This window comes from Candidatus Anaplasma sp. TIGMIC (assembly GCF_028204095.1).
Taxonomy (GTDB): Bacteria; Pseudomonadota; Alphaproteobacteria; order Rickettsiales; family Anaplasmataceae; genus Anaplasma.
The window spans coordinates 1-14183 of the sequence record NZ_JAQLOH010000028.1 but is presented as its reverse complement, the minus strand read 5'-3'; the positions used below and the strand labels follow the sequence as shown (position 1 = coordinate 14183).

General features: G+C 40.6%; 11 protein-coding genes and 2 pseudogenes. 8 read left to right on the top strand and 5 right to left on the bottom strand.

Annotated features, from left to right (window positions below; genetic code table 11):
* Positions 1–926: 926 nt before the first annotated feature.
* Positions 927–2477 carry a YifB family Mg chelatase-like AAA ATPase gene (locus PGW94_RS03560; protein WP_271758718.1) on the bottom strand — a complete coding sequence of 517 codons (1551 nt, stop codon included), beginning with the start codon at positions 2475–2477 and terminating at the stop codon, positions 927–929.
* A 163-nt stretch (positions 2478–2640) separates the two neighbouring features.
* On the opposite strand from PGW94_RS03560, the gene PGW94_RS03555 reads away from it, so the two are divergent.
* The 3 genes and pseudogenes from PGW94_RS03555 to PGW94_RS04505 all read left to right on the top strand — a co-directional run.
* A complete protein-coding gene (locus PGW94_RS03555) occupies positions 2641–3390 on the top strand; it encodes a hypothetical protein (protein ID WP_271758716.1) in 750 nt (249 codons plus the stop codon).
* A gap of 161 nt (positions 3391–3551) precedes the next feature.
* A pseudogene (locus PGW94_RS03550) lies at positions 3552–3740 on the top strand (NAD(P)H-dependent oxidoreductase subunit E); the annotation flags it as partial.
* Positions 3730–3810: pseudogene (locus PGW94_RS04505) on the top strand (DNA polymerase III subunit epsilon); the annotation flags it as partial. The pseudogenes PGW94_RS03550 and PGW94_RS04505, both read left to right, overlap by 11 nt.
* 428 nt (positions 3811–4238) lie before the next feature.
* Here the strand turns inward: PGW94_RS04505 and dnaQ are convergent.
* Genes dnaQ through PGW94_RS03530 form a run of 3 tightly spaced genes read right to left on the bottom strand, consistent with a single transcriptional unit; the run spans position 4239 to position 6629 of the window.
* Positions 4239–4940, bottom strand: a complete 702-nt coding sequence (dnaQ, locus tag PGW94_RS03540; protein ID WP_271758712.1) for a DNA polymerase III subunit epsilon — start codon at positions 4938–4940, stop codon at positions 4239–4241.
* Positions 4930–5445 (bottom strand): NADH-quinone oxidoreductase subunit NuoE, encoded by a 516-nt coding sequence (nuoE, locus tag PGW94_RS03535; protein ID WP_271758710.1) that lies wholly within the window; start codon positions 5443–5445, stop codon positions 4930–4932. Before nuoE ends, dnaQ begins: the two co-directional genes overlap by 11 nt.
* Entirely contained in the window at positions 5442–6629 is a 1188-nt protein-coding gene (locus PGW94_RS03530) for an NADH-quinone oxidoreductase subunit D (protein WP_271758708.1), read from the bottom strand. The genes nuoE and PGW94_RS03530 overlap by 4 nt, the downstream gene beginning before the upstream one ends.
* Positions 6630–7447: 818 nt before the next feature.
* On the opposite strand from PGW94_RS03530, the gene PGW94_RS03525 reads away from it, so the two are divergent.
* From PGW94_RS03525 to PGW94_RS03510, 4 genes are all read left to right on the top strand, one after another.
* Positions 7448–8293 carry a FoF1 ATP synthase subunit gamma gene (locus tag PGW94_RS03525; protein WP_271758706.1) on the top strand — a complete coding sequence of 282 codons (846 nt, stop codon included), beginning with the start codon at positions 7448–7450 and terminating at the stop codon, positions 8291–8293.
* A 3-nt stretch (positions 8294–8296) separates the two neighbouring features.
* On the top strand, positions 8297–8896 hold the full coding sequence (gene folE, locus PGW94_RS03520) for a GTP cyclohydrolase I (protein ID WP_271758704.1): 600 nt from the start codon (positions 8297–8299) through the stop codon (positions 8894–8896).
* A gap of 19 nt (positions 8897–8915) precedes the next feature.
* The gene (locus tag PGW94_RS03515; protein ID WP_271758702.1) at positions 8916–10250 is read left to right on the top strand and encodes a TldD/PmbA family protein; all 1335 of its coding nucleotides are present in this window, start codon (positions 8916–8918) and stop codon (positions 10248–10250) included.
* A 466-nt stretch (positions 10251–10716) separates the two neighbouring features.
* Positions 10717–11727: an NAD(P)/FAD-dependent oxidoreductase gene (locus PGW94_RS03510; protein WP_410519528.1), complete on the top strand. Its 1011-nt coding sequence runs from the start codon at positions 10717–10719 to the stop codon at positions 11725–11727.
* 32 nt (positions 11728–11759) lie between these two features.
* Here the strand turns inward: PGW94_RS03510 and thiL are convergent, their stop codons facing one another.
* On the bottom strand, positions 11760–12716 hold the full coding sequence (gene thiL, locus PGW94_RS03505; protein WP_271758699.1) for a thiamine-phosphate kinase: 957 nt from the start codon (positions 12714–12716) through the stop codon (positions 11760–11762).
* A gap of 472 nt (positions 12717–13188) precedes the next feature.
* Here thiL and PGW94_RS03500 point away from each other — a divergent pair, with 472 nt between their 5' ends.
* Positions 13189–14040: a YihY/virulence factor BrkB family protein gene (locus tag PGW94_RS03500; protein WP_271758697.1), complete on the top strand. Its 852-nt coding sequence runs from the start codon at positions 13189–13191 to the stop codon at positions 14038–14040.
* Positions 14041–14183 lie beyond the last annotated feature (143 nt).

Genomic DNA, 14183 nt, shown 5'->3' with positions numbered 1-14183 from the left:
TTGCATTAATGGACGCAAGATGGACACACGCGTTTGCGTTGCCTTTATATTTTTCTATCTGTTTTATCTATTTGAAAAATAGGGTCTGTTCCGCATTGCTATCTCCATATGTTGCGAAACAAATTGCACCCGTGTTCACGATGATTATTCGGTTCTACCACATCTAGTTGCTGAACCTGGTGAAATTCAATGATACTCAACGGAGGGTAGCGTAAAGTTTACTGTGTACTTTAGTATTTTGCTTATTCGTTTCCCGTCCAATTTATTTCACGTCTCTCTCATCACAATAAGACAGCATAGGATAGGAATCTTCACTCTGAGCAGGAAATGATGCCGAATTCGGTATACGAAATAATCCCGTCATGTATGTGATCAACTACTGGAACCTTTTTGAAGGTCATCTCATGGTAACTTAAATTGCGGTTACCATTAAAAATTCACAACTTTCCCAAGTTTGTATTCTGAAAAATAGACGTTCACAATGCTTCAAGCACAAAAACTAAAATGCAGTTAGCTGGATATTTTATATCATTGCATTAACTGCATGAGGATTTATAGAAATGAGCATTAAACAAATATAATTCACGGGGAAATATAGGTATATATTTCTTATACTTAAAGTATACAATAAAATTGTATTAAAATGAGTTATCAGATTTAATTAAAGAAAAACTTTAATTTAGTGCGAGATAAAACGAGTGTAAAATTTTTTGTTTTAGCTACCTTTTTCTAATTCTAGAGAAAGCAATTGCGGGTATTTACTGTGATATTTTAATGCCTGGTAAGTAAGCTATTGCTTGTACTTTAGTTAATAAGGATACTGCGAATCTGAACATATGGCATGACTGTTTCTAGTTTCTATTCGTAACTGCTGAAGGGCTACCCTGCAGCGCAAATTATCGCATTTCCCGCTTTTGTGGCGCATGTTATATACAGAAAACTTTACTGCAAGACAAACTCATTGCTTCCGCTATATGCTCTGGAAGGACATGTTTATTAGCCTCAATATCTGAAATTGTCCGTGCCACCTTTAGGATTTTTACAGAGTCTCTATTCGAAAGCTTATTTGTCTCTAGGATATGTGAAAAGAGAGCTTTAGCATCATGCGTCATGTATGAGACTATGAAAGATTCCACTTCGCTAGGAGTGAGAGAGGCATTATTCATGTCGCATGATCCGTATCTTTCCTTTTGTAACTTCCTTGCAGCAATTACCTTGCACCTAACCATCTCTGAGGTTTCAGATTTTGCAGTGCACAGCCCTCGCGTAAATGCGCTGATAGCCGCCACTTCTACTTTTATGTCAATTCTGCTCATTATGGGGCCTGATATTTTGCCTTGGTATTCCTGAGCACACTGCGGAGCCCTTTTGCATCTCTTCTCAGGATCATTAAGGTAGCCGCATCTACATGGATTCATTGCTGCAATAAGTTGGAAATTTGCTGGATATGTTACATGCGCATTGGCCCGTGAAATTACTACTTTTCTATCCTCCATTGGCTGGCGAAGAGCTTCAAGCGTTGCCCTTCCAAACTCAGGTAGTTCATCTAAAAATAAAATCCCATTGTGAGCCAAGGTGATTTCACCAGGCAAAGCCTTGTTTCCTCCTCCTATCATTGATGCCATAGATGCTGAACTGTGCGGTTCGCGGAATGGCCTTGTTGTCACTAAGTGATCTAGACCATTGTGCGTGATACTCGAGATGACATTTATAGAAATCACTTCCTCATGGCTCAAATCAGGCAATATTCCCGAAATACTCTTGGCTATCATAGATTTTCCAGTACCTGGAGGGCCTACCATAAGAAAATTGTGACCTCCCGCTGCTGCAACGAATGCAGCGCGTTTAGCAACTTCTTGTCCAATGATGTCACTCATGTCAATAGACGCTGCTTTGCTCTTTTGGATATATGATTTATCATGATCTTGCACCAAGCATGAGCTACTGTTTAACGCGTGATCTGCGATACTCTCATTGATTGCCTTTATGGTATGCAGCAAATGATTTGTTCCTATAACACTTATAGAACCTACTAAGGCGGCTTCTTTGGAATTTGTATATGGGCAAATTATTCCCTTTCTTTCTCTTTTTGCAAGAGCAGCTGCGGCTAATACGCCACTTACTGATGAGATACTGCCATCTAGGGAAAGTTCGCCTAGCACAATGAACGAACGAAGACTTTCCTGCTTTTTTATTATTTTCATGACTGATAGAATGCCTATGGCTATTGGCAAGTCATAGTGGCTACCCTCTTTCAATATTCCTGCAGGAGATAAATTCACAGTAATGCGTTTAGGAGGGAGATGGGCATTTATGGATGCCAGTGCTGCTCTAATTCTTTCACGCGATTCGCCCACAATTTTATCTGGCATACCAACAATGTTAAATGCTGGGATACCATTAGACATATGTACCTGTGCGACAACATCTACGGTACACACGCCAATGTATGCTACAGTATTTATATCTGCCAGCACAAAAAGCTACCTATGACTTTTAAAATATGGAGTTTAAATAAAATTCGCGAGGTTTCTAGCAAATTATTTAATAAATTAACATAATGCATTTGTCGCCTACTACGTATAACAAGTTAAAAACGTCCTGCCCCTCTTTCTCATGCTCTTATTGTGGTTGCGTATTTTGGAACGCAGTGTTATAGGATGGGCAATACATGGCACTTATGGAATGAGAAGCGAAAAACTTTACTCGTCGCTTGCTGTATTTTATGTAATTACAAGCGTGCTTTTATCATGCGAATGTAATGCTGCTAATGAGAAAACAAAACGTAATCCACTCGTAATCGAAGCTGATTTGCAGCTAACTCTTGGCTTGTACCAAGAAGGTGGGAAGTATTTATTGCCTTTTATGGCTTCAGAATCAGAGAAGAAAGCGGTTGGATCGAATCAAGAGTCTGATATTTCTGATGCGACTAATAATAGCTCATCGCCCACAGAAGACACATTGCATTTTGAAAAGAACTACAGCGCACTAGCGAGTATCAGCTATGTTATGAGAACTCGCAGTTTTGGTAACTTCTCTGCGGGAATGGGATACTCATACAGAGTGAATTACCTGCGCAGGGATATGCTAAAAGACATAAGTAAAAAGGTGATGCGTGATGCACTTCCGTATGCCGAGTTATCTTGGGAAAAGAAAGGAATCCTCCTACTGAGGAAATTATCACTAGGAAGCAGTATGCGCTTATGGATAAAAGACGAAAAGGGTCAGGGATACCCGTTACACATGTCTTGCAGTATCAGATACGGAATAGGGGACATCACTTCGATATACATAGGTTTACATGTACCTACCAGCCTACCATCGTTAAAATTCGCGGAAGGGGTAAAGTATCCTATACTACCGGTTATAGGTATTGAATTCTCCATATAGCAATGATGATCTAAAACTCAGAAGTTCAAGAATAGGCTTATTTTTAGCTTAGCCGACACTATGTGATAAAAGAACCTTATCCTCCTCACTGCACAGCTTCAAGTTATTTTGTCACTTTGAATGTTCTACAGTAGGAATACCAGAAGTACTAACACCTGATCAGGAAGATCCTCAATGTTGATGTAGGGAAGACGACAAAGGATAACCTATTCACGCTTCAGGAAGTTGAATGCTTGGGTGCATGTGTTAGTGCTCCTGTAGTTCAGATAAACGACGACTATTATGAAAATCTAACTGTAGGGTCAATCACTGACATATTGCATAAACTAAAGGAACAAAATGAAGGTTAGAGAAATCGTACTTGATACAGAAACTACTGGCCTGGATGCCGATGGAGGCGATAGGATTATTGAGATGGGCCATACTTTCATTGAAGGGGATAGCGCAGTCTTGGAGTATAGCAAAACTTCTTGTGTACGCATACAAGTCCAGTTTTTCGCAGAACAAGTCTAGTATGAGATTTTCGATACAGAGTCACTGTTTGATTACAACGACAATTTAAGTCACTACGAGATAACTTTTGTAAAACGTGCTAGTTCAGTTGAGTACAAACATAATGGCATGATGTCACATGCCATAATTTGGCATTGTTTTTATCCTGCTCAGAGTGATGATCTTTATCTCGTACTAATTTTAGTGTGCTAAGAGAGGGGTAAATTAAGCAAGATATTAGAACGGATGAACAGAAACAAATGTTAATCTAATGTCTTAGAAAGATAGATGTATTACTTTGAAAAATAGCGATAAATTGTTTTATAAAGTAAAGATTAAAGAGTAAGAAAAGAATACTAAGCCTTCGCTTTCTCAAGATATAGGTTCCAAATTGGGTTATTTATCTTCTTCAAACACTCCCTGTGTAGCGCTATTTCCTTTTCGCATACCGGAAATTCGCGCCTTAGTGATGGGGATACAGTAATTTCTTCCTTAGAATCCTCAGTAGCCTTTTGTTCTTGAGAGAACATAAGGCGGCGTTGTGATGCATCGTGGAGCTCAATATATACTTTTGCAAGCAAAGATGCATCTTTCAGCGCTCCGTGAAACTGCCTATCCTGAGTCGATATATTGAACCTTTTGCATAAAGCATCCAGACTAGCAGGCATGCCAGGAAACTTTGTTCTCGCTACCTCAAGAGTATCAACTACCTTATTTTTGATTACGTAATTTCTATCAAATCGCTCAAGTTCAACCTCAAGGAACCTTAGGTCAAATCTCGCGTTGTGTATTATCAGGGTGCTATCCTGAATAAAGTCCAGCAGCTTTTGTGCTATTTCCTTAAATTTAGGCTTGCCTAGGAGCGTCTCCTTCGTAATCCCATGCACCTTTGTTGCGGCGATGGATATATCACGTTCCGGATCAACGTACTCATGGAAAATCTGTCCTGTAGCTACAAAATCAACGAGCTCAACACATCCAATCTCAATAATCCTATCGCCTCCATCGGCATCCAGGCCAGTAGTTTCTGTATCAAGTACGATTTCTCTAACCTTCATTTTGTTCCTTTAGTTTATGCAATATGTCAGTGATTGACCCTACAGTTAGATTTTCATAATAGTCGTCGTTTATCTGAACTACAGGAGCACTAACACATGCACCCAAGCATTCAACTTCCTGAAGCGTGAATAGGTTATCCTTTGTCGTCTTCCCTACATCAACATTGAGGATCTTCTTACAGGTTTTGAGTATGTCATCGCTTTTTCTGAGCCAACATGGCGTCGTTCTGCACACTTGCACGAAGTACTTCCCGATTGGGCTAGTGTTGTACATAGAGTAGAACTCAACAACTTCGCGCACATGCACAGGACGCATGCTCAAAAAATCTGCAACATATTCAACAGCTGAGCTGGGTACGTACCCACCAGACTGTTTCTGTACAAGGTGCAAAAGTGGCATAACAGCACTTGCTTGCTTACCCTTAGGGTATCTACTTATGCATTTGTACGCCTCCTCTAGATTGCTTTCGGTGAATCTGAATGGCTCTTGATCAGTGGGTTTCATCTATCTATTTCCCCAAAAACAATATCTAATGATCCTATGATTAAGGGTAAATCTGCAAGCATATGCCCACGCGCCATAGCATCTATTGCCTGTAAATGCGCAAACCCAGGCGACCTTATTCTGCATCTATAAGGCTTAGTAGTTCCATCAGAAACTATATATACCCCAAATTCGCCCTTTGGAGCCTCAACAGCGGCATATGCCTCTCCTTGAGGGACTCTATACCCTTCAGAAAATAGCTTGAAGTGATGTATCAACGCTTCCATAGAATACTTCAGTTCCTCACGTTTTGGAGGAGCTATTTTCCTATCATCGGTTTTGATAGGCCCATCAGGGATGTTTTCGAGGCATTGCTCAAGTATGTGAATGGACTCCCTTATCTCAGCCATTCTAACAAGATACCTGTCGTAGCAATCCCCATTGTTTCCTACAGGAACTTTAAAATCCAGCATACTGTATATCTCGTAAGGCTGACTCTTTCTTAAATCCCAAGGAATGCCACATGCCCTTAACATTGGGCCAGAAAAACCCCAATCTAACGCCTGCTGTTTCGTCACTTTTCCTATATCAACATTGCGCTGCTTCCAGATATTATTCTCTGTCAGTAGATCATCCACTTTATTTAATAGTTTGGGAAATTTCCTTACAAACTTGTGTATATCATCCAACAGCCCCTCGGGGACATCAGCAGCCAGACCTCCAGGTCTTATGTACGCTGAGTGAAATCTTGCTCCTGACGCTCTTTCATAAAAAGAAAGTATCTTCTCCCTTTCTTCAAAGATCCATAAGAGCGGCGTAGTTGCGCCAGCATCTAGTGCTTGGCAAGCGACATTTAGCAGGTGATTAAGAAGCCTTGTTAATTCACAAAATATAACCCTAAGGTACTGCGCTCTAATAGGGACATCGCAGCCAAGTAGCTTCTCCACACACAAAGCATATGCATGTTCTTGCGACATTGGGGAGACGTAGTCTAGCCTGTCGAAATATGGCAGTGCCTGCATGTAAGTTTTATATTCAATGAGTTTTTCGGTTCCTCTGTGCAGAAGCCCTATATGAGGATCTATCCTCTCTATTACCTCGCCACTCATTTCTAGTATTAATCTCATCACCCCATGCGCAGCAGGATGCTGTGGACCAAAATTTATGGTCATCGGCCGGGCGTGGCCATCTGAATTATCAGACATTGAAGCTACTAAAGAACAAGGTCAAGTATTACCGAGTGGAGGCAGATGTCAAGCGCAAATTAATCTACAAATGGCAAAGCTGACGACAATCTTAAGGAATATGACTCATGCAGAAGTTCAGTATGAGTTGTGTACTTTCAATAACTAAAAATGATTGGTAGTAAGTTTAAAGCGAAGGAAAACGGCATGTTATAGACATTGGTCTGTATCAGACATTCCTAAGGTTCCTGTACTCCTTTAATTTGGATTAAATACTTTTTAAGAAGTGTGTTACCTGCCATTTCTAATGGTTTTGTGGATTTCTTCTGTTTATCTTTATATGCGACTAGCTTGTTCTACTTTTTATGTGTTGTATTAACTTGTACGGGCGCTGCTTCATTATTTCAAAGTGATGATTACAAGATTAAGGGTAGAAACTGCCGAAAGGACATGGAACATATAACTTCCACCTGAAACGACGCAGTGATAGGATGAAGGATTATTTCTGTTCTCCACTATTAATTAGTTTAATTTTTATTTTTGTGAATTGAAAGTGAGATTCAAGTGCCAGTGCCATTTTCTACTCAAAGTGTGAGCTGGGGTATTACCTAATCAGAGAGATTAGGTTTTGCTTTTTGGGCAGAGAGGGACTGTAACTTTGTTTCTATTGTTGGATTATAGCATCTGTGAGATATAAATTGGAGTTAATGGATATAGCAATTTATTCTTTCTAAAATCAGGTTATCTTATACGGTAAAAGTAACTTCTGTTTTGATGTTTTAGGGCTTGTGAATGTATCAAAACTTAATATACTGTGGACGAAAAGAGGAGTGGTGTGAATGACAAGACGGCAAGAGCTAATCGCAAGGATAAGAAGTGTTAAATCTATCCAGAAGACTACTAGAGTGATGCAGATGATTTCAGCATCAAAATTTCGTGCTGCACGTGGTAGCTTGGTAAATGCGCGGCAGTATTGCGATAGGGTGATGGAAATGTCAGGTTCCCATCCGTATAGCCGAGTTAATGATGAGTCAAGCAGTAGCCTTCTTATCGTCTTTTCCTCTGATAGAGGGTTATGTGGTGGTTTTAATCACTCGATAGTAAAGGTTTTGCGTGGATATCTAAGTAGTCACAGTGGTGAGACTGAGCTCAACTTACTCTTTGTCGGAAGGAAGGCATATGATTCCGTGCGTGGATCAATAGGTGAGAATGTTAGGGTGCTAGGTGTAGTACAACAGCCTAAGGGTCTAAGCTTTGACTCATTTAAGGGCTTGTTCTACAAACTTGGAGTTGATCTAACAAGCTTTAGCACTGTTTCTGCCCTCTATTGCAAGTTTACTTCGATAAGTTTGCATGAGCCCGTAGTGGGAGAGGTACTGGGTGCTGGCCGTAAGAAAGATGATGAGGAACAGGATGTGGAAGATAGTTCTACATGGAGTTATGACCCTTGTCGTGAGGAGATAGGCAGAAAACTATGGGCTAATAGCATTGTTGGTAGGATTTACCTGTATTTATGTGAGAGTGTAACGTGTGAGCACTGTAGCAGGATGATTTCTATGGAATCCGCAAACACGAATACGCAGTCTATGCTTAAGAAGCTAATTCTTGACTATAATCGCTCAAGACAGGCCGCAATCACGGGAGATTTGATAGAGATTGTAAGTGGATGTGAGGCTGCAGGGTAGATAATGGGTTCTGAAGGTAGTGATAGGCCAACACTAGAGGAAGCAGAAGAAGCTGTAAGGGTTATAATACGGTGGATAGGTGACTTTCCTGGGAGAGAAGGTCTCCGTGATACACCTAAGAAAGTCCTGGATGCATACAGAAGATCTTTCCGGGGATATGAATTCGGGGAGGATGATCGCAGAAGTATAAAGCAAGAATTGCTTGCAAATGACTCGTGCACGGAGGGAATGGTTGTCGTTAGAGACATGAGTTTCACGTCCAGTTGTGAGCATCACATGAGCCCTTTTAGAGGCAGAGCTAATGTAGCATATATTCCTGGCAAAAAGGTGATTGGCATAGGTGATATAGTAAGAATAGTTGACGGTTTTGCAAGTAGGTTGCAGCTTCAAGAGCGCCTTACCAAGCAAATAGCACTGTGTATGGTTGATATTCTAGAACCGAGAGGAGTAGCAGTCTTACTTGAAGCTAAGCATAGATGCGTAGAATGTTATGCGAATATAACTGGGTGCAGCAGCTTAAGGGTGCAAACTAGTAAGATGCTTGGTGAATTTGAGAATAGCAGTTACTTGCGTGATGAGTTCTTTAATAGGCTGAAAGTTTAAGTAAAAGGGGGAGTGTGTTTTGGATGCTTTAAACGTGGCTGACGACATAATAAAGCTGGTAAAGGCTCGTGGCGTAGAGGGAGAAGTAGTTCTAAGTAAGTATGAGTCTACTTCTATATCACAGAGGCTGATGAAGCCTGAGGAGATGCTAAAAGATAGCGGAAATAGGGTTGGAATAAGGGTTATTGTTGATGGAAAGAAGTATTCGTGCATCTCTTCCAATGATTTAAATAGGTCTTCGGCGCTGGTGGAAGCTGCAATCAATATGGCAAAACTGTCCCCGGAGGATCCATATCTTTCTGTAAGTGAAGAAGTGGGAGTTTATGCAGATAGTGGCGGCGACTTGGAGCTTTTTGATGATACCACAGTAGAAGTTGATGGAATAAGGGAAATACTTCTAGATATGGAAGGTGCAGCGTTGGAGGCAAGTGATAAAGTTGTAAATTCCGAAGGCGCTAGTTTCTCTCATACCTCATCCGAGGTCGTTTTAATGACCACTAAGGGTTTTTGTGGTTCGTATAAAAAAACATACTTTTCCACTTCCGTGTCTGTTGTTGCGTCTGATAATAACAAAATGGAAGTTGACTACAGTTTTTCTGTTAAAAGCCGTTTTTCCGATCTAGAGGATCCAAAGTCTATTGGTAAGGATGCTGCTCGCAGGGCTTTACGGAGGCTAAACGCTCGTGAGTTTAAAACATGCAAAATTCCTGTACTATTTGAAAACAGAGTTGCTTCTTCTCTTATATCCAATTTTGCGTCAGCAATAAATGGCAGTTCCATTGCTGATAAGACCTCTTTTCTTTCTGATAGCATGGGTAAAAAACTTTTTAGTAGTGACATATGCATTGTGGATGATCCAACTATGATAGGTGGAATATCATCAAGGCCTTTTGATGGAGAGGGTATTGTGGGCAAAAGAAAAAATGTCGTAGAAAACGGAATTCTGAAAAGCTGGATTCTTGACATGCGTACAGCCAAGCAGCTATCCCTTAACACTTCAGGAAATGCATGCCGGAGCGATAACGCTTCTGTTTCTCCAGGAGTAAGTAACTTCTTCTTACTTGGCTCAAATAATTCTGTAGAAGGTTTAATGTCAGATATAAAAAGGGGACTATATATTACTGATCTTTTCGGTTTTGGGGTCAATCTCACAACCGGTGACTATAGCCAAGGGGCATTTGGCTTCATGATTGAGGATGGGGTGATTACATATCCTGTCAGCGGAATTACCGTTGCGGGAAATTTGCGCGATATGTTTGCTAGCGCTGTGCCCGCAAACGATTTAGTGTTTCTTAGATCTGTGAATTCTCCGACTTTACGCTTTGGTGATATGGTTGTCTCAGGCGTTGATTAAACGCTTTTTACTTACGTAATGGTCGCTCTTTACTGCTGTTGTCTGTGTCTTATGCAGGCTTGGCTTGATCTATGGTATATCTTTGCGATTTTTGGAAAAATGTAGTCTATATTACTCTGTATCCTGCTCTGGATAGAAAGGGTCAAGCCATACCCTGTACTGTTAACAGCATCACGACAGAAGTGGTTTTAGGTTAGGATTGGTGTAGCAAGAATTGCGTAGCGTTTATACATGTTTTACTTCTTCGAAGAGAGTAATAAAGGTACGAGGGTGCCTATGCTACATTTTGCATAGTTCATCACTTGTACTGAAACGTATCTAAGAACTTATCGTGTAAGAAGTACAGGATGACAAACATACTGCCTATGTGATAAAACAAATTTGACATATTACAAGAAACGGCTTCTGTTGTGATTTGTATAAGTGCTTTAGTGGTGTTTGACAGAAATGGGAGAAACAGGTGGGGATTATTTCTTCTTGCGATGTAGCAATAATAGGTGCCGGTCCTGTAGGGCTCTTTACTGTGTTCCAAGCAGGAATGCTGGGAATGAGTACATGTGTTGTTGACTCTCTTGACATACTTGGAGGTCAATGTTCTGTTCTGTATCCTGAAAAGCCCATTTACGATATCCCTGGATATCCTGAGATCACAGCAAGTGCTTTGGTAGACAAGCTGAAAGAACAGGCTGCACCTTTTAAGCCTACGTATATCATGGGGCAAACTGTCGAAAATATAGTAGAAAAAGAAGATTGCTTTATTTTGGAAACAAATAAGAACGTACAAATCCGCTGTAAAGCCGTAATTATAGCTGCCGGGGCTGGTGGCTTTGGTCCAAATCGCCCCCCACTTGATGGAATAGCCGAGTACGAAGGTAGGTCTGTGCTTTATAGTGTCGGTCAGATTTCCACATTTAGTAACAAGAAAGTTGTTATAGCGGGAGGAGGTGATTCCGCAGCGGATTGGGCCGTAAACTTAGCAAAAGTGGCTGAAAAACTGTATGTGGTTCACAGAAGAAGGTCGTTTCGCTGTGCACCAAATACTTTGAAGGAGCTAGAAGAGCTTGCAAGTGCAGGAAAAATAGAAGTATTGGTCCCATACCAACTTGCTAACCTGACAGGAAGCGAAGGGAATCTCGATAGTGTTATAGTGCGAAATATATCTACCAAAGAGGAAATATCAATAGCAGCTGATTTCTTACTGCCGTTTTTCGGTATATCTGCAAACCTAGGTTCTATAGTAAACTGGGGATTGGGTGTAGACGGCTTCCATATACCAGTTCAGCAGTCCAATTGTCGTACTATACGAAATAAGATCTATGCTGTTGGTGACATAGCCACATACACAGGTAAAATCAAGCTAATACTTGTGGGCTTTTCAGAGGCTGCACTCGCGTGCCAAGATATTCGCTGCGTTTTGTTTCCTGAAATTCCATTTAATTTTCAATATTCAACATCCAAGGGGTTGCCTACATCTTAATATGGCGATTTTCAACTAATTATTGATTAAATTTAATCAAAAGAGTGAATATAGCCCTTCTTGCTTACGTGTATTTCTGCCCCATCCTGTGTGTATATACGAACCTTTTTTTCTGGAGTTATCGTCCCGATTTTACTTATTTTTACATTTGTACTACGTTCTATTCCCAGTAGGGTTTGGATGTTTTCCTCAGGTACAGTAAAAGCAAGCTCGTAATCATCTCCTCCGGTTATGGCATGCTCAAACATGTTCTTGTTGATTGAGGTTATTATCTGGGCTTCTTCAGATAGTGGAATAGCTCTTGCGTAGATATTCGCACCCACACCTGAAAGCTTGCATACCCTCTCTACATCCTGCAGCAATCCATCTGAAATATCAATACATGAAGAAGCTACGCCACAGAGAAGTCTTCCCAAACCAACTCTGGGAATTGGCAAGTCATACCTATACTTCAGGTACGGATATTCACCGGAGATTAGCTGTTGGTAGGATAAAAGACCTAATGCTGCATCTCCGATTGTTCCACTAACATATAGTGAATCTCCTACTTTTGCATTAGATCTAGATAAAATACTCTTTCCTGGAACACCAAGTGCAGTGATGCTAATTACAATAATATCAGATGTGTTACTAGTTGTATCTCCTCCAACAAGTTTAATGTCGAAGTTATCATTATCTTCTTTTAGCCCGCATGAAAACTCCTCGCACCACTCTTCAGTTATACCCTTTGGAAGAGATATGCCCAGGAGGTAAGAATGTGGTATAGCTCCCATAGCAGCGATGTCCGATAAACTGACCCGAAGTGCTTTTTTGGCTAAAAGCGTGGGTTTTGCGCTTTTCATAAAATGCACGCCTTCTACAAGCACGTCTTTTGTTGCAATGAGATAAGACTTTGGAAAGTACACGTGTGCAGCATCATCGTTTTCAGAATCCACGCCACTTTGTAAAATGGGACGTATGTATTTGCTTAAAAACTCGAACTCGTTCATAACTTGGGTTCACTATCTCGCACTTCAGGTATGCTGTAGGGGTACCATAAGGTATGTACCCCTACAGCATACCTTATGGTACCATAGCATGTTTTAGCTATAGTCAGTCACTGTTAGTATAACATTGTTGTTATGTACAATCTTTCCATGTTATGCCTTTTTATTTATATAGTTAGGGAAGCAAAGGTTAGGGCACATCGTGTTCTGTGCTTTGTACATGCCTTGACAGTTGCTCTATAAAAATTTGTTGTCTTATGAGTGGCGTTTGAGTGAGAGTGGCTAGGCATAATAGGTTTTGTTGTTTTTTGTATAAGGATTTGCTGCTGGTAATAGTTTGAGGAACAGCTGCTAATAGGTATTCATTTCACACTTAACTAGCATTCAAAGACATTTTGAGGCAAAGGGGGTGTGTTGCTTTTGCAGTGCTGTAGAAAAGCAGCTTTCTATGCACTGTTAGTGGAGAAAAGAAGATATGGCGTTTTTTCAGCATATGCTAACAAGAGCTTCACGCGGAGTGGTGTTGTTCTTTTACTGTGCCCGGAAAGCGATTATAGATTTCCGCGACCATGCTGGGATGGAATATGCTGGGTATTTGTCCTTTATGGTTCTTCTGTCGTTATTTCCGTTTCTGGTATTTTTCAACGCATTGACTTCAAGCATATTGAGTGTCATGGACAAGGACAGTGTTCTGTATGACAAGCTTTTTGATTTTCTGTCTTGGGAGCTTCCGTATGATACAATGGCAGCTCTGTTGCCTAGAATTGAGGAAATACTTTCTGGTCCACCTCAGAGCTTACTAACGCTTGCTATTGTTGGAGTCGTGTGGACTGCGTCATCCGTCATAGAAGGCATCAGAAATGTTCTAAACAGGGCGCTCAGAGTCTCAGCACCACCTCCGTATATCTTAGGCCGGATGTTCAGCATTTTGCAGTTCTTGGTAATAGTAGTTTTCATGATGTTGAGCACATTGTGCATAACACTGTTGCCTATTATATTTGAAATGGTTGATGTGCATTGGGCAATCCTTCGCTTTGCCCTAATCAAATTAATGCTTTTCCTTTCTATAGCTTGGATATACTTCATTGTGCCAAATTTAAAGCAGGAAATCCTTGTTGTTGTTCCCGGTGCCGTAATTGTGACCATTTTATGGTCTTTATCATCCACGATGTTTTCGTGGTATCTATCAACTTTTCACGTTTTAGACACAATATATGGAAATCTTACCGGAGTTATTGCGGCTTTGCTCTTCTTCTATATTCTGAGCATATTTTTCATATACGGTGCAGAGCTTAACTACAGACTATCTCACATACATCACTCATAAGTATTCTGCTATTTCGTCAGATATTGTGCGCGCTACTTGCATAGTAACTGAGAGATTATTGGAGAATTATAGCAGATTTTTACTTGAAAAAACGATTTCTGAAGCAGAAGGAAGAAGGAGTCATGAAACTTCATTAAGTAGCG